This window comes from Arenivirga flava (genome assembly GCF_030161575.1).
GTDB classification, from domain to species: domain Bacteria; phylum Actinomycetota; class Actinomycetes; order Actinomycetales; family Microbacteriaceae; genus Arenivirga; species Arenivirga flava.
In genome coordinates, this window is sequence record NZ_BSUL01000001.1 from 2,546,829 (window position 1) to 2,561,505 (window position 14,677).

16 protein-coding genes and 1 tRNA gene are annotated in these 14,677 nt (G+C 72.9%); 10 read left to right on the forward strand and 7 right to left on the reverse strand.

Annotation, left to right across the window (positions count from 1 at the left end):
• Positions 1 to 8 precede the first annotated feature (8 nt).
• The 4 genes from QQK26_RS12310 to QQK26_RS12325 form a co-directional block, all read right to left on the reverse strand.
• On the reverse strand, positions 9 to 854 hold the full coding sequence (locus QQK26_RS12310) for an ABC transporter permease (protein ID WP_284233172.1): 846 nt from the start codon (positions 852 to 854) through the stop codon (positions 9 to 11).
• Entirely contained in the window at positions 851 to 1,747 is an 897-nt protein-coding gene (locus QQK26_RS12315; protein WP_284233175.1) for an ABC transporter ATP-binding protein, read from the reverse strand. Before QQK26_RS12315 ends, QQK26_RS12310 begins: the two co-directional genes overlap by 4 nt.
• Before the next feature lie 221 nt (positions 1,748 to 1,968).
• Complete coding sequence (locus tag QQK26_RS12320) at positions 1,969 to 2,457, reverse strand: hypothetical protein (protein WP_284233177.1); 489 nt, start codon at positions 2,455 to 2,457, stop codon at positions 1,969 to 1,971.
• Positions 2,454 to 4,169 carry a PspC domain-containing protein gene (locus QQK26_RS12325; RefSeq protein ID WP_284233179.1) on the reverse strand — a complete coding sequence of 572 codons (1,716 nt, stop codon included), beginning with the start codon at positions 4,167 to 4,169 and terminating at the stop codon, positions 2,454 to 2,456. Before QQK26_RS12325 ends, QQK26_RS12320 begins: the two co-directional genes overlap by 4 nt.
• 105 nt (positions 4,170 to 4,274) lie before the next feature.
• Between QQK26_RS12325 and QQK26_RS12330 the strand changes: the two genes are divergently transcribed.
• Both QQK26_RS12330 and QQK26_RS12335 read left to right on the forward strand, forming a co-directional pair.
• A complete protein-coding gene (locus tag QQK26_RS12330; RefSeq protein WP_284233181.1) occupies positions 4,275 to 5,444 on the forward strand; it encodes an ATP-binding protein in 1,170 nt (389 codons plus the stop codon).
• Positions 5,441 to 6,091: a LuxR C-terminal-related transcriptional regulator gene (locus QQK26_RS12335; protein WP_284233183.1), complete on the forward strand. Its 651-nt coding sequence runs from the start codon at positions 5,441 to 5,443 to the stop codon at positions 6,089 to 6,091. The genes QQK26_RS12330 and QQK26_RS12335 overlap by 4 nt, the downstream gene beginning before the upstream one ends.
• Positions 6,092 to 6,373: 282 nt before the next feature.
• Here QQK26_RS12335 and QQK26_RS12340 read toward each other — a convergent pair whose 3' ends face one another.
• On the reverse strand, positions 6,374 to 7,582 hold the full coding sequence (locus tag QQK26_RS12340) for a pyridoxal phosphate-dependent aminotransferase (RefSeq protein ID WP_284233185.1): 1,209 nt from the start codon (positions 7,580 to 7,582) through the stop codon (positions 6,374 to 6,376).
• 54 nt (positions 7,583 to 7,636) lie between these two features.
• Here QQK26_RS12340 and QQK26_RS12345 point away from each other — a divergent pair, with 54 nt between their 5' ends.
• The 8 genes from QQK26_RS12345 to QQK26_RS16255 all read left to right on the forward strand — a co-directional run bounded on the left by QQK26_RS12345 (position 7,637) and on the right by QQK26_RS16255 (position 12,458).
• Positions 7,637 to 8,947, forward strand: a complete 1,311-nt coding sequence (locus tag QQK26_RS12345) for an amidase domain-containing protein (protein WP_284233188.1) — start codon at positions 7,637 to 7,639, stop codon at positions 8,945 to 8,947.
• Between the two features lie 123 nt (positions 8,948 to 9,070).
• Positions 9,071 to 9,143 (forward strand) — tRNA-Trp (locus QQK26_RS12350).
• 89 nt (positions 9,144 to 9,232) lie between these two features.
• Complete coding sequence (gene secE / locus QQK26_RS12355; RefSeq protein ID WP_284233190.1) at positions 9,233 to 9,517, forward strand: preprotein translocase subunit SecE; 285 nt, start codon at positions 9,233 to 9,235, stop codon at positions 9,515 to 9,517.
• Between the two features lie 60 nt (positions 9,518 to 9,577).
• Entirely contained in the window at positions 9,578 to 10,390 is an 813-nt protein-coding gene (gene nusG / locus QQK26_RS12360) for a transcription termination/antitermination protein NusG (RefSeq protein ID WP_431308038.1), read from the forward strand.
• A 185-nt stretch (positions 10,391 to 10,575) separates the two neighbouring features.
• Complete coding sequence (rplK, locus tag QQK26_RS12365) at positions 10,576 to 11,007, forward strand: 50S ribosomal protein L11 (RefSeq protein WP_284233194.1); 432 nt, start codon at positions 10,576 to 10,578, stop codon at positions 11,005 to 11,007.
• Between the two features lie 108 nt (positions 11,008 to 11,115).
• On the forward strand, positions 11,116 to 11,805 hold the full coding sequence (rplA, locus tag QQK26_RS12370) for a 50S ribosomal protein L1 (protein ID WP_284233196.1): 690 nt from the start codon (positions 11,116 to 11,118) through the stop codon (positions 11,803 to 11,805).
• A 93-nt stretch (positions 11,806 to 11,898) separates the two neighbouring features.
• On the forward strand, positions 11,899 to 12,192 hold the full coding sequence (locus tag QQK26_RS16250) for a hypothetical protein (RefSeq protein WP_348520014.1): 294 nt from the start codon (positions 11,899 to 11,901) through the stop codon (positions 12,190 to 12,192).
• Positions 12,147 to 12,458, forward strand: a complete 312-nt coding sequence (locus QQK26_RS16255; protein ID WP_348520015.1) for a GNAT family N-acetyltransferase — start codon at positions 12,147 to 12,149, stop codon at positions 12,456 to 12,458. Before QQK26_RS16250 ends, QQK26_RS16255 begins: the two co-directional genes overlap by 46 nt.
• 48 nt (positions 12,459 to 12,506) lie before the next feature.
• Here the strand turns inward: QQK26_RS16255 and QQK26_RS12380 are convergent, their stop codons facing one another.
• Positions 12,507 to 13,526, reverse strand: a complete 1,020-nt coding sequence (locus QQK26_RS12380; RefSeq protein ID WP_431308011.1) for an NADP-dependent oxidoreductase — start codon at positions 13,524 to 13,526, stop codon at positions 12,507 to 12,509.
• 126 nt (positions 13,527 to 13,652) lie between these two features.
• On the reverse strand, positions 13,653 to 14,516 hold the full coding sequence (locus QQK26_RS12385) for a YqaJ viral recombinase family protein (protein WP_348520016.1): 864 nt from the start codon (positions 14,514 to 14,516) through the stop codon (positions 13,653 to 13,655).
• Positions 14,517 to 14,677 lie beyond the last annotated feature (161 nt).

Below are 14,677 nucleotides of genomic sequence, written 5' to 3' on the forward strand. Positions count from 1 at the left end.
GCAGTCGCTCAGCCGTCCTTGCGGATCCAGCGGAACGTCAGCAGGCAGAGCACGAGCCCGCCCACGAGCCAGGCGCCCGAGACGAGCGCGACGCCGGGCAGGTTCCACGCCTCGCCCTGCTCCAGCACCGCCAGGGTGTCGGGCAGCAGCGCGGCGCGCATGCCGTGCGCGGCCCACGCCACGGGGAATACGTTCGCGATGCTCTGCAACCACTCCGGCAGCAGCGAGAACTGCAGGTACACGCCGGAGACGAACTGCAGCACGAGCACGATCGGGATCACGACGGCCGTGGCGCTCTTGCCGCTGCGCGGCACCCTGCTCAGCGCGATGCCGAGCACGGCGCTGGTCAGCACGCCGAGCAGGAACACCCACAGCACCGTCAGCCAGGCCTCCGGGGTCGTCGGTAGCGGCACCCGGAACGCGATCGCCGCTACCCCGATCACGAGCACGGCCTGCGTGGCGCCGGTCACGAGCACCTGCCCGAGCTTGCCGATGAAGTAGCTGACGACCGGCAGCGGCGTGCCGGCCAGGCGCTTGAGGGTGCCGTCGCCGCGCTCCACCGCGATGTCGATGGCGAGATTCTGCAGCCCGCTGAGCAGGATGCCCGCCGCCAGCATCGAGGGCAGGTAGTACGCCGCGGCGGTCACGACCTCGCCGTCGGCGTCGCGCCCGAATTCCTGCTCGGCGAACGCCGTGGCGAAGATCGTGAGCAGCAGCACGGGGAACAGGAACGTGAAGAACACGCTGTCCGGCTGCCGGAAGTACGCGCGCACCTCGTAGCCGATGCGCGCGGCGCCGAGCGCGAGCGCGCCGGGGTGCTGCTGCCGCCGAGCGGATGCGGTGAGCGAGGTCATGAGCGGACCTCCCGGTCGGTCGCGGCGTCCGGCGCCGTCGTTGGTTCGGCGGCCCCGATCAGCTGCAGGTACACGTCCTCGAGGGTCGGCCGCACGATCTCCAGCCCCTGGGGCTCGACGCCGAGGCGCGACTGGAGCGCGGCGACGACCGCGCCGGGCGTCGTGGTGCGGTGCTCGTGCATCCGCCCCTCCTCCCGCCAGCGCACGGCCGGGGTCCACGCCTCCGCGCCGCCGAGCTCGTGCACGGCGCCGATGGCGACGATCGAACCGCCGGCGATCACGCCCGCGCGGTCGGCCAGCTGCGCCGCCTCGTCGAGGTAGTGGGTGGTGAGCAGGATGCTCGTGCCCTCCGCCTTGAGCGAGCGGATGAGGTCCCAGAACCGGCGCCGCGCCTCCGGGTCGAAACCCGTGGTCGGCTCGTCGAGGAAGAGCAGCTCGGGGCGGCCGATGATGCCGAGCGCCACGTCGACGCGTCGGCGCTGCCCACCCGAGAGTTTGCGGATCAGCTGGCCGGCCTGCGCTTCGAGCCCGACCGCGGCGATCACCTCGTCGACGTCGCGCGGTGCCGGATAGAAGCGCGCGAAGTGCCGCAGCTGCTCGCGCACGGTGGCGTTGCCGGTCTCGCCGCTGCTCTGCAGCACGATGCCGAGGCGCCGCTTCCAGTCCAGGCTGCCCTTGCCGGGGTCGGTGCCGAGCACCTCCGCGACCCCGGACGTGCGGTCGCGGTACCCCTCCAGGATCTCGATCGTGGTCGACTTGCCGGCGCCGTTCGGGCCGAGCAGGGCGAAGGTCTCGCCGCGGGCGATCTCGAAGCTCGCGCCGTCGACCACTGCGCGCTCGCCGTAGCGCTTGACGAGCTCGTGCACCCGCACGACGCTCTGGTGGTTGTCCATGCCCTCAGCCTGCTCCTCACGGGCGCGGGGCGACAGCGCCCGTTCGGCTCGACCTCGCATCCCCCGATCGGTGGATGCGGGGTTGCTCGCCCAGCCCAGCCCAGCCCAGCCCTGTCCTGCCTCCCCGCAGCATCCTCCCCCTCCGCAGATCGGCGGGTCCCTGCCGCTTCGACGTCGCGCGAGCAGCAGGAACCCGCCGATCTGGGCGGTGCAGGGAGGGGTCAGGCGTCCGCGCGGCTCCGCTGCAGGCGGCGCACCGAGGCGAGCAGCGCGCCGAGCACCAGCACGGCGCCGAGCACGAGCGCCAGGATGATCGCCGCGGTGTCGCCCTCGAGCGACCCCAGCCACTGGGCGGCCGTGCGGCGGCGCACCGGGTCGGTCACCACGCCGAGCAGCACCAGGGCGGCGGTCGCGAAGACGACGCCCCAGGCGATGCCGGCGAAGCGGATGCGCGGCCGCGGGTCCGCGACGCCGGCTGCGGTCGCCGGGGCGGTCGCGTCGTCAGGCACGGTCGCCCGTGCCGAGGGCGCGGCCGCGTCGAGCGGCGCGGTCGGGGTGTCGAGTCGCTCGGTGTCGGCGGTCTCCGCGCTCGCAGGCGCGGCCGGGTCGGAGGCCCGGGTGCCGGTCGCGTCGTCCGGCGCCGAGTCGAAGACCTCGGTGCCGAGCGGCTCGGTGCGGGCGTCGTCCTCGTGGTTGCTGCGCTCGGTCACGGCTGGACCTCCTCGGTCTGGGGTGCTTCGGGGCGGTCGGATGCATCGGACGACGCCCGGGAGATCTCGACGTGGCTGTTCCCGAGCCAGCCGGTGATGATCGCGTCGACGCCGGCGCCTTCGCCGATCGTCTGCGTGAACCTCCCGTCGTCCGGGAGGAGGGTCTCGTACCGTGCATCGCCGTTCAGCGGGTACTCGACGTAGCTGCCGGAGGCCGCCGGGTCGACCTCGAGATCGAGCTGCACGACCGCATTGGCCGGCAGCGACAGGTACACCGTGCCGGCTGCCTGCCAGAGATCGATACGCGCCGTGCCGAGCGAACCGGGCACGTGCAGCGAGGGTTCGGCGCTGATCTCGCCAACGCCCATCTCGAGGGCGCGGTTCCGCTCGTCCCAGGGGCCGGACCATCCCAGGTACGTCGATCCGATCACCTGCGAGTACCGTCCGCTCTCCGTCAGATCGAGGCTGGCGTCGATCCCGACCAGCTCCCGATCTGTCGGCACCAACGACCCCACCCCCGCCACGACGAGCGACCCCGCCGCCAGGAACGCCAGGAACCCGCTGCGCCGCCGCGCAGCACCCGCGACGATCATCGCCACGCCGAACACGCCGCTCGCGGTCGCGAAGCCCGCGGCCAGCGACACCTCGGCGAGCCCCGCCTGACGCACCCCGAGCACGACCGCGGCGGCCGCGATGAGCGCCGCGCCGAGCACCAGCACGGTCAGGGCGAAGCCGATGCGCGGGTTGGCGAGCCGGCGGCGCCGCTGCGCCTCGCGCCAGGCGGCGTGCCGCTGCTCGCGCTCGGCGGCGCGCTGCGCGGCGAGCTCGCTGCGGATGCGCGCATCCACCCCCTGGCGCTGCTGCGCCGCCCAGGCGGCGTGGTGCAGCTTCCACGACTCCTGCTGCTGCCGCCAGGCGGCGAGCTGCTCGGCCGGGGCGTCGGCGGCCGGCGGCGCCGGGGCCACGGGCTCGCCGTGCTGCGGGGGAGCGGCGGATGCGGTCGCTGCGCCCTCGGCGCCCGGTGCCGGCGTCGAGCCGGCCTCGGCGCCCGCGGACGAGCCGCCGGCCGCGGGCGCCGGGAATCCACCCGGCGCGCCCGGCGCACCATTCGCATCCGCAGCCTGAGCGCCCTCGGCGACGGTGCCCGTCGACGACGCGACCCACGCGGCCGACGTGGGGCCCGCATCCGCTCCGCCCGCGGAGCCCGCTGCCGGCGCGGTGCCGGCGGTGTACGCCGCCCGCTGCTCGGCGGTGCGCGCCCGACGCGCCATCCACAGGATGAACAGCACCACGGCCGTGAGCATGAAGCCCGTCCAGAGCACGCGGAGGAACCAGCCCGCGCCGCCGTACGGCTCGCTCCAGTAGGAGTAGCCGAGGAACCAGAAGCCGGCCGTCAGCGGGGTCAGCTGCAGCAGCAGCATGACGCCGGCCCCGACGACGGCGGGGTCGAAGCGGCCGCGCAGCAGGCGCTCGAGGTGGATGCGGTCCTCCGCGTCGGGCAGCAGCAGCCAGGCGGCCGCGTAGAGCAGCAGCGCCGGCGCGCCGAGCACGGCGAGCACGACGGCGACGCCGCGCACGATGAGCGGATCGATGCGGATGCGGTCGGCGATGCCGGCGCAGACGCCGCCGATCCAGCCGGCGCGGCGGGGCACGTCCATGCCCCGCATCCAGCGGAAGAAGCGCCAATCGGTGGCGGCGGAGGTGTCGGTCATGGCTCCGAGCCTGTCGCAGGCGGGCTGCGGGCCGCGATGGGGTGATCCCCTGATCCGTCCCTGACCGGCCGGGGTCGGAGTGCTCGCGCGTGCTTGGATGCAGAGGTGACGACCGCCGTGATCGAGCCCAGACCCCCGCTGCTTCGGCCGCGGCGGGTGCTGCTCGCGGGCGTCGCCGCGGGGCTCGCCCGGCACCTGGGCCGCTCGACCGCGACGGTGCGCTGGTGGTTCGTGCTGCTCGCCCCGCTCGGCGGCGCCGGTGTGCTGCTCTACCTCTGGCTGTGGGCCCTCGTTCCCGTCGCGGAGCCGGCGGACGCGGAGGAGGCGAAGGGCCTGCGTCGCGCGACCCCCGTCGCGCTGCTCCTGCTCGTGGCGCTGCCGATCACGGCGCTGCTCGGCTCGGTCGTCGCGGACCTCGGCGCGATCGGAGCGCTCGCGGGCGCCGCGCTCGTCTGCTGCGCCGTGATCGCCTGGTCGCTCGGCGTCGACCGGCTCGACCCGTCGTGGCCCGCCGCCTACACGAACGGCACGCGGCTGCTCGCGGCCGGCATCCTGCTGCTCTGCGCCGTGCTGGCCGCCCTCGGCGTCACGAACCCGCAGGGGGTCATGACCGTCCTGCTGGCGAGCCTGCTCGCCCTCGTCGCCCTCGGCACCCTCTTCGCGCCGCGCCTCGTCAAGCTCTGGAGCGAGCTCGGATCGGAGCGGGTCGCCCGCGTCAAGGAGGAGCAGCGCGCCGAGATGGCCGCCCACCTGCACGACTCGGTGCTGCAGACCCTCGCCGTCATCCAGAACCGCGCCGGGGCCTCCAGCGAGGTCGCCCGACTCGCCCGCGCCCAGGAGCGCGAGCTGCGCGAGTGGCTCTTCGCCGGACCCGCGCCCGTCGGCGCCGACCTGGCCGCCCGCCTGCGCGAGGTCGCCGAGACGGTCGAGCTCGAGCATCCGGTCGTTGTCGACGTCGTCGCGATCGGCGAGGCGGAGCTTCCGGAGGACGCCGGCCAGGCGCTCGTCGCCGCCACCCGCGAGGCCGTCGTCAACGCCGCCCGGCACGCGGGCGGCGACATCAGCGTCTACGTCGAGATCGCAGTCGCGCAGACCGAGGTCTTCGTGCGCGATCGCGGCGCCGGTTTCGACCTCGCCGCCGTGCCGGACGGCCGGCTCGGCGTGCGGGAGTCCATCATCGGACGGATGCAGCGCGCCGGCGGCGCCGCCACCGTCCGCAGCGGCGAGACCGGCACCGAGATCGTGCTGCGCTGGCCTGAGACGAGGAGAGCATGACCGAGCGACTCACCGTGGTCATCGTCGACGACCACTCGATCTTCCGCTCCGGCCTGCGCGCCGACCTCGACGACGCCCTCGAGGTGCTCGGCGAGGCGGCCACGGTCGACGAGGCGATCGAGACGATCGAGCGGCTGCAGCCCGACGTGGTCCTGCTCGACGTGCACCTGCCCGGCGGGCAGGGCGGCGGCGGGGCCGAGGTGCTGCGCCGCGCGAAGCTGGGCCGCACCAGGGCGCTCGCGCTGAGCGTCTCCGACTCGGCGGAGGACGTCGTCGGCGTCATCCGTGCCGGCGCCCGCGGCTACATCACCAAGGGCAGCTCCGGGCCGCAGGTCTCCCGGGCGGTCGCCACGATCGCCGGCGGCGATGCCGTGTTCTCGCCGCGGCTGGCCGGCTTCGTGCTCGACGCGTTCGGCGCGCCGGCCGGCGAGCAGGCGGAGACGGATGCGGAGCTCGACCGCCTCTCGAAGCGCGAGCGGGAGGTCATGCGCTTCATCGCCCGCGGCTTCGCCTACAAGGAGGTGGCCGCGGAGCTCTTCATCTCGATCAAGACGGTCGAGACCCACGTCTCGGCGGTGCTGCGCAAGCTGCAGCTCTCCAGCCGCCACGAGCTCACGGCCTGGGCCCTGGAGCGCAAGCTGCTGTAGCCCGGCTGCGGCGCGCTGCGCGGTCCCTCGACCGCCACGCCGGCCCCTCCGTGACGCAGCGCACCTCCCCAACGCTGCCCCCTCCCCGACAGCGCTCTTCCCGAAAGACGGAGCATCAGTCCAAGAGAGGCCCCTTGGGCTCCGGAACGAGCGGATGCAGCGCTTGACGCGCGCAAGTCTCCGTCGTTTGGCAAACGGGTCGAGGGCGGGCTCGCGCGGCAAGGGAGTCGAGGCGGGCTCGCGGCTGGGAGACGGGCCGAGAGCGGCCCGGGCCTGCAGCCCCTACTTCGTACCGAAGAGCGCCTGCAGGCGGCGCACGCCCTCGAGCAGCGGCTCGTCGCCGAGCGCGTAGCTGAGACGCAGGAAGCCGCTCGGGCCGAAGGCCTCGCCCGGCACCGCCGCGACCTCGGCCTGCTCGAGGACGAGGTCTGCCAGCTCGAGCGAGCTCGTCGGCGTCACGCCGCCCCACTCGCGCCCGAGCAGCCCGCTCACGTCCGGGTACACGTAGAAGGCGCCCTCGGGTGTGGGCGTCACAACGCCCGGGATGCGGTTGAGCTCCTCGACGATGAGCTGGCGGCGGCGGTTGAAGGCCTCGCGCATCCGCTCGACGGGCTCCTGCGTGCCGGTGAGGGCCGCGATCGCCGCGCGCTGCGACACGTTGGAGACGTTCGACGAGAGGTGCGACTGCAGGTTCGCGGCGCCCTTGATCACGTCGGCGGGGCCCACCATCCATCCGACCCGCCAGCCGGTCATCGCGTAGGTCTTCGCGACGCCGTTGACGAGGATGGCCTGCTGTGCCAGCTCGGGCACCGCCTCGACGATCGACAGCGCGCGCTCGACGGAGCCGTAGACGAGGTTCTGGTAGATCTCGTCGGTGATCACCCAGATGCCGTGCTCGAGCGCCCATTCGCCGATGGCCTTCGTCTGCTCGTCGCTGTAGACGGCGCCGGTGGGGTTCGAGGGCGAGACGAAGAGCAGCACCTTCGTGCGCTCGGTGCGGGCAGCCTCGAGCTGCTCGACCGTCACCCGGTAACCCTGGTCGGCGCCGGCGAAGACCTCGACGGGCACGCCGCCGGCCAGCTTCACGACCTCGGGGTAGGTGGTCCAGTACGGCGCGGGCAGCAGCGCCTCGTCGCCGGGGTTCAGCAGCGCCGCGAAGCTCTGGTAGACCGCCTGCTTGCCGCCGTTGGTCACGATCACCTGCGACGGCGCGACCTCGAGGCCGCTGTCGCGCAGGGTCTTCGCCGCGACCGCCTCGCGCAGCTCGGGCAGGCCGGCGGCGGGCGTGTAGCGGTGGTTGCGCGGGTCGAGCACGGCGGCGGATGCGGCCTCGACGATGTGCTCCGGCGTCGCGAAGTCCGGCTCGCCCGCGGCGTAGCTGATGACCGGGCGACCGGCCGCCTGCAGCGCCTTCGCCTTCGCGTCGACCTTGAGGGTCGCGGATTCGGCGATGGCGGCGAGGCGGGTGGAGAGACGCTGCTGCTGGGTCACGCACCCAGCCTACTGAGGCTGGTCCCGACGCGGGCCGCTGCCTAGGCTGAGCGGGTGACCGGGGGCGAGATGGATCAGCAGGGCGGCAGCGCGCAGCCGAACGGCGGCGTGCAGCGGATACGGCGGCGCCGCTGGCCCTGGATCGTGACGCCGGTCGTCGCGATCGTGGCGATCGCCGGGGTCGTCGCGGCCATCGTGGTGCCGAGGACGTTGGCCCGGGACGAGGCCGCACGCGACCTTGCCTCGATCGCCGCGCTGGTGCCCGAGCACGGCGAGCGGCTCGAGACGGCGCTCGCCGAGCGCGGTGCCGCCGACGAGGCGCTGCTCGCGCTGACCGGGGCGGTGGACGCGGTGCTCGCCGCCGAGGTCGGCGAGCGGGTCGCGCCCGAGACCGTGGCCGCGCTGCGGCAGGCCCGCGACGCGGTGCCGCAGGCTCCCGCTGCGGGGGCGGTCGACGTCGTCGCCGTCGCGGAGGCGCAGGGCCTCGACATCGACGAGCTGCGCGCCGAGACCGCCCGCATCGAGCGCGCCAACGCCGAATCCGAGGCGGCGGCGGAGCGGGCCGGCGTGGACGCGGCCGTGCTCCACGAGGCCGCGGAGGCGTTGACGGCCGCCAGCGCCGCCTACGCCGCGGCGCTCGGCGAGAGCGGCGCCGCGCTGCTCGAGGAGCGGGCGGATGCGGAGGAGGAGCCCCGCGCGGCCCTGCAGTCCGTGCTCGACGCGCTGCCCGCGACCGAGACGGCCGGGCTCGCGGAGCAGCTGACCCGCTTCCTGGAGTCCGCGGATGCCCTGGTCGCCTCCTCCGACGCCGTGCGCGAGGCCGCGCTCGTCCGGGAGCGGGCCGCGCCCGCACCACGCGCGCCGTCCGCATCCGCCCCGCCGCACTCGACCGGCGGCTCGGTGAGCGCCCAGATCGACTACCTGCTGCGGCACGCCTACGACTACAACACCGCCGAGTGGGGCGACTACAACCCCTCGGGTGGCGACTGCGCCAACTTCGTGAGCCAGGGGCTGCTGCAGCGGGGCATCCCGATGGACTCGACCTGGCGCAGCGGTGGCCCCGGCCAGGCCTCGACGGCCTGGGTCTACGTGCCGGCGATGGACCGCTGGCTCGCGGGCAAGGGCTACGAACGGCTCGGCCTCGACCAGCTCGACCGGCTGAAGGTCGGCGACGTCGGCATCTTCGACTGGGAGCCCAACGGCAGCGGCAACCACACGATGACGGTGTCGCGCATCGAGCAGGGCGCCGACGGTCCGATCGTGTACTTCGTCAGCCACAACCGCGACGGCGAGTACCGCGAGCTGCGGCACGTCATCGAGGTGGAGTGGCCCGGCGCGAACGCCTGGTTCTACTCGATCCCGTGACCGTACGGCGCGCCCGCGCTTTGCGGTGCCGTGCGGGGTGACCTACACTGGCCCAGGCGGCCCTGAACCTCCATGATTCGGCGCGCCCTTCCGGGGGTGCACGATTCGGGAACCGGGGCCCATAGGGCGGTGGCTCAATTGGTAGAGCAGCGGTCTCCAAAACCGCAGGTTGCAGGTTCGAGTCCTGTCCGCCCTGCACTTCGGTCGTCGTGAAACTCGCGGCGAGCGGCGTACGGACGCCGGGCCTTCCGCCTCGGCGCTCCGAGAACCTGGAAGGTCGGAGCCTTGGCGAGAAGAGTGGTCGACGAGCAGCCCAGCGAGGATGTCGTCGAGAACGCGAAGAAGGAGCGGGCGAAGCGCCGCAACCCCTTCTCACGGATCACCCTGTTCCTGCGCCAGGTGCTCGGCGAGCTGAAGAAGGTCGTCACGCCGACCCGCAAGGAGCTCTTCAGCTACACCGGCGTTGTGCTGGTCTTCGTGATCATCATGATGGCCCTGGTCTCGCTGCTCGACCTCGTGTTCGGCACCGCGGTGTCGTACGTGTTCGGCACCGGGAACGACCTGTTCTGACCGGCTCCGGCTCGTCGAACCGCGGCAGCGCCCATTGCCTGGCCAACGCTCCGCAACCTCCTGAACGGCGGCCCCACGAGGGCGGCCACTCGAACGGAAAGAGAAGCTGTGTCTGACATCGAACGCGACGAGCCCATCGAGGAGACCCTCGAGACGGCCGACGGCTCGACCGAGGTCGAGGAGACGACCGACGAGGCCGTCGCCGCCGAGGCCGTCGACGCGCCCGTCGAGGACGAGGCCGAGGTCGAGATCGACCCCTACGAGGACTTCCGTGCCGAGCTGCGCGGCAAGCTCGGCAAGTGGTACGTCATCCACTCCTACGCCGGCTTCGAGAAGCGCGTCAAGCAGAACATCGAGAACCGCCGCGTCAGCATGGGCATCGAGGACGACGTCCTCGAGGTGCAGGTGCCGATGGAGGACGTCGTCGAGATCAAGAACGGCCAGCGCAAGCTGGTCAACCGCGTGCGCATCCCCGGCTACGTGCTGGTGCGCATGTTCCTCAACGAGGACAGCTGGTCCGTCGTGCGCCACACGCCCGGCGTCACGGGCTTCGTGGGCAACGCCCACAACCCGACGCCGCTGCGGTTCGAGGAGGCCTTCAACATGCTGAAGAGCCTCGTCGAGCCGAAGGAGGTGCCGGTCGCGAAGGGTGCCACCGCCGCGAAGGGCTCCGCCACGCAGGCCCGCTCGATCCCGGCCGAGGTCGACTTCGAGGTCGGCGAGACCATCACGATCAAGGAGGGCTCGTTCGCGGGCCTCCCCGGCACGATCAGCGAGATCAAGCCCGAGAGCGGCAAGCTCACCGTGCTCGTGTCGCTCTTCGAGCGCGAGACTCCGGTCGAGCTCACCTTCGACCAGGTCACCAAGCTCTGATCCGAACGGATCGGAAGGGCGCCCCGTCTTCCGACGGGGCGCCCTTCGCTTTAAGGTGCGCTCTCGCGTACACTCAAGAGGTTGCCCGTGCTCCGTCGCGGGGACACCACCATTCCACCGCGTCCGGGATTCGCCCGGAAGTGCGGGAGCGCCGCCTCCGGGCGGCTCGACAGTAAGGAAGACGAATGGCACCGAAGAAGAAGGTCACGGGTCTGATCAAGCTGCAGATCCAGGCCGGCGCCGCCAACCCCGCCCCGCCCATCGGCCCGGCGCTCGGTCAGCACGGCGTCAACATCATGGAGTTCTGCAAGGCTTACAACGCCGCGACCGAGTCGCAGCGCGGCAACGTCATCCCCGTGGAGATCACCGTCTACGAGGACCGCAGCTTCACCTTCATCCTGAAGACCCCGCCGGCGGCGGAGCTCATCAAGAAGGCCGCGGGCGTCCAGAAGGGCTCCGCGACCCCCCACACCGTCAAGGTCGCCACGCTGACCAAGGACCAGGTGCGCGCCATCGCCGAGCAGAAGGCTCCCGACCTCAACGCGAACGACGTCGAGGCCGCGATGCTCATCATCGCCGGCACCGCCCGCTCCATGGGCATCACGGTCGAGGCCTGAGCCTCCTCATCACTGCACGCGGGGCGCTGACCGCCCCGCACTCACGCACGTAAGCCGCGGGAGAGCCAGCCAGGCTCGATGACCGCGCACTCACTTCAGGAGAAACTCATGGCACAGAAGTCCAAGGCGTACCGCGCCGCGGCCGACAAGATCGAGGCCGGCAAGTACTACACCGCTACCGAGGCCGTCGCGGTCGCGAAGGAGACGGGCTCGGCGAAGACCGACAGCACCGTCGAGGTCGCGCTCAAGCTCGGCGTCGACCCCCGCAAGGCGGACCAGATGGTGCGCGGCACCGTCATCCTGCCGCACGGCACGGGCAAGACCGCCCGCGTCATCGTCTTCGCCACCGGCCCCGCGGCCGAGGCGGCCATCGCCGCCGGTGCGGACGAGGTCGGCGGCGACGAGCTCATCGCGAAGGTGGCCGAGGGCTGGGTCGACTTCGACTCCGCCGTCTCGACCCCCGAGCTCATGGGCAAGGTCGGCCGTCTGGGCAAGGTCCTCGGTCCGCGCAACCTCATGCCGAACCCGAAGACCGGCACCGTGACGCCCGACGTCGCGAAGGCCGTCTCCGACATCAAGGGCGGCAAGATCGCGTTCCGCGTCGACAAGCACTCGAACGTGCACTTCGTCGTCGGCAAGGTCTCGTTCTCGGCCGAGCAGCTCGACGAGAACTTCCAGGCCGCGATCGACGAGGTCGTCCGCCTCAAGCCGTCGTCGGCGAAGGGCCGCTACATCCAGAAGGGGTCGATCTCGACCACCTTCGGCCCGGGCATCCCGCTCGAGGTCAACAACTACTGATCCGTTCGGATCGGATGCAGGAGGGGCTCGCGCTGGCGGGCCCCCTTCGGCGTTCCCGAACCGTGCCAGGATCGACCGCAGGAGGTCCGCCCCATGAGCATGGTCATCCGCCCCGCCGTCGTCGACGACGCCCCCGCCCTCGCCGCGCTGGCGGAGGCGACCTTCGTGCTCGCCTGCCCGGCCGGCACGACCGAGGAGGAGCTCGAGACGCACCTGGCGCTGCACCTCGCGGTCGACAGCTTCGAGCGCTACCTCGCCGACCTGCGGCACCACCTGCTCGTGGCCGAGCTCGACGGCACCGGCGGGGGTCGCCGCTGGGCGCGCGTCTGCTCGGCTACGCCATGCTCGTCGACGGGCCGCACGAGGGCGCCATCGCCGCGCAGCTGACCGCCGCTCCGAGCATCGAGCTCAGCAAGTTCTACGTGCTGCAGGAGCACCACGGCGGCGGCGTCGCCGCGGGCCTCATGACCGCCACCCTCGCCGCGGCCGCCGAACGCGGCGCCTCCGGCCTCTGGCTCGGGGTGAACGAGTTCAACGCGCGCGCGCAGCGGTTCTACGGCAAGCACGGCTTCGTCGCCGTGGGCCGCAAGTCGTTCCTGCTCGGCACGAGCCCGCAGAACGACCACGTCATGGAGCTCGTGCTCGGAGCCTGAGGGCCGAGCCGGTCGCCGCGCACCCCACGCGCGCGGCGACCGGCGGTCTCAGCCCTCGCGCACCCGCAGCACGCGCTTGCCGCGCGTGCGTCTCGTCTCCCCTGCGGCGTGCGCCTCGGCGGCCTGCTCGAGCGGATGCACGGAGCTCACGTGCACCGTCACATCGCCGGAGTCGATGAGCCGGCCGATGACGGCCAGGGTCTGCGCGTTGCCGGCCACCTGGAATCCGCTCGCCCGCACGCCCGCCGCGGCGGCCTCGTCCGCCATCGTCGGCCAGCTGCCCGTGGGCGCGTTGACGAGGATGCCGCCCGGGCGCAGCAGCGCCAGCGAGCGACTGCCGGTGTCGGCGTGCACGTTGCCGATCAGGTCGATCACGACGTCGACCTCGTCGAGCACCTCGTCGAAGCGCTCGGCGCGGTAGTCGATCACCCGATGGGCGCCGAGCGAGTGGAGCCAGGCGGCGTTCTCGGCGGAGGCGGTGGCCGTCACATGGCCGCCGAAGTAGGCCGCGAACTGCACCGCGAAGTGGCCGACGCCGCCAGCGCCCGCGTGCACCAGCACCCGGCTGCCCTCGTGCACCTTGGCGACCTCCACGACCATGCCCCAGGCCGTGAGCGCGGCGCACGGCACCGCCGCGGCCTCGACGTGCCCGAGGGACGCGGGCTTGCGCGCCACGGCCAGGCTGGGCGCGCTCACGAACTCGGCGTACGAGCCCGTGCCGCGCGGGAACGGGAGCAGACCGTAGACCTCGTCGCCGGGCTGCAGCGGATGCGCCGCGTAGGGCGCCTGCACGACCACGCCGCTGAAGTCGAGGCCCAGCACCGCGGGGTAGTCGGTGATCCCGGGGGTCACGCCGCGACCCGCGCGCGTCTTCACGTCGAGCGGGTTCACGCCGGCGGCGACCACCTCGACCAGCACCTCGTCGCGCAGGCGCAGCACGCGCGGCACCTGCGCCGCGCGCAGCACCTCCGGCCCGCCGGGGCCGTCGTACACGGCGGCGCGCATCGTCTCCGGCAGCTCGGACGCTGCGACGACGGCAGCGGTGCTGGTGGTGGGCGTCTCGGGCATGGTGTCTCCCCGCTCATCGAAGGCTGCGCGGGCGTCTCGCGTCCCGGCCCGCACGCCTCCATCCAATCGTGCGGATGCTTCCACGGCGTTACGGGCAGGTCACCGTGTCGTGCGCGGTGCGTCCGATCAGTAACCGCGGCTGCGAGCGACCTCGAGGCCGTCGAGCACCATCTCGGCGTAGCGGATGAGCGTGCTGATCTGGGCTTCGTCGCGCTCGATCCAGCGGCACTGCGGCACCTCGTCGAGCACTCGGAAGTCCTTGTGCTGCTCCCAGACGAGCAGGGTGCGCTCGGCGCCGAGCACGTACTGCTGCCACCAGATCTGCCGCAGGTAGCCGCGCGGGATGCTGCGCCACGGCTTGCTCGTGGTCTTGATCTCGGCGAGCTCGACCGAGCCCGAGCCGCGCGAGACCACGCCGTCGGGGGTCGCCAGGTGCTGCGGCGCCTCGAAGGCGTGGAACAGCGCGTTGCTCGCGGCGATGCCGTGCTCGTCGAAGACCCAGCGGGCGATCACCGGCTCGCGGCGACGGCCGTGCTCGGTGTAGGCGTTGCCGCCGAAGCCCGAACCGTTGAGCTTCTCCCACAGCACCGACTTCACGGCGCTCTCGCTCGTGAGCTTCGCGACATCGGTGGCGGTGATGCCGCGGCTGCGGGCGCGGATCCACGACACCCGGTCGTCCGAGTAGGCGACGATGCGCGAGCGGTGGTCGACCATCGCCGACGGGTCGAGCGACTGCCGAGCCTGCTGCTCGCGGATGCCCTCCGGCTGCGGCGCACTCACGATCAGCAGCGGCGCGGCGGCGGCGGCCGCGCGCTGGGCGATGCCCGGGTCGAGGTCCACGGGGGAGACGGGAGCGGATGCGGGCTGCGGCGAGGCGTTGCGGACGGGCGCCGCCTCGAGCACGGCCTCGGCCACGTCGAAAGGACCGGACGCGGGGCCGAAGAGGGGGACCGAGCCCGCGCCGGCGTCGAAGGCGCTGCTCGAGGTCATCCATCCATTGTGCGCCCTCGCCGCGCGCAGCCCGTCCGCCCGCCCGCGCGTCGTGCATCCGCTCGCGCTCCTCGTGCCGATCCGCTCGCCCTCGTCCTCCAGCCGCCTCCCCCTCTCCGCCCCCAGCAGGCAGATCGGCGAGTTCGTGCCGCTACGACGAG

Coding starts and splice junctions, on each gene's coding strand:
- QQK26_RS12335 (WP_284233183.1), top strand. CDS start 5,441: ATGACCGAGCGACTCACCGTGGTCATCGTCGACGACCACTCGATCTTC.
- QQK26_RS12325 (WP_284233179.1), bottom strand. CDS start 4,169: ATGACCGACACCTCCGCCGCCACCGATTGGCGCTTCTTCCGCTGGATG.
- rplA (WP_284233196.1), top strand. CDS start 11,116: ATGGCACAGAAGTCCAAGGCGTACCGCGCCGCGGCCGACAAGATCGAG.
- QQK26_RS16255 (WP_348520015.1), top strand. CDS start 12,147: ATGCTCGTCGACGGGCCGCACGAGGGCGCCATCGCCGCGCAGCTGACC.
- QQK26_RS12385 (WP_348520016.1), bottom strand. CDS start 14,516: ATGACCTCGAGCAGCGCCTTCGACGCCGGCGCGGGCTCGGTCCCCCTC.
- QQK26_RS16250 (WP_348520014.1), top strand. CDS start 11,899: ATGAGCATGGTCATCCGCCCCGCCGTCGTCGACGACGCCCCCGCCCTC.
- QQK26_RS12315 (WP_284233175.1), bottom strand. CDS start 1,747: ATGGACAACCACCAGAGCGTCGTGCGGGTGCACGAGCTCGTCAAGCGC.
- QQK26_RS12380 (WP_431308011.1), bottom strand. CDS start 13,526: ATGCCCGAGACGCCCACCACCAGCACCGCTGCCGTCGTCGCAGCGTCC.
- rplK (WP_284233194.1), top strand. CDS start 10,576: ATGGCACCGAAGAAGAAGGTCACGGGTCTGATCAAGCTGCAGATCCAG.
- QQK26_RS12310 (WP_284233172.1), bottom strand. CDS start 854: ATGACCTCGCTCACCGCATCCGCTCGGCGGCAGCAGCACCCCGGCGCG.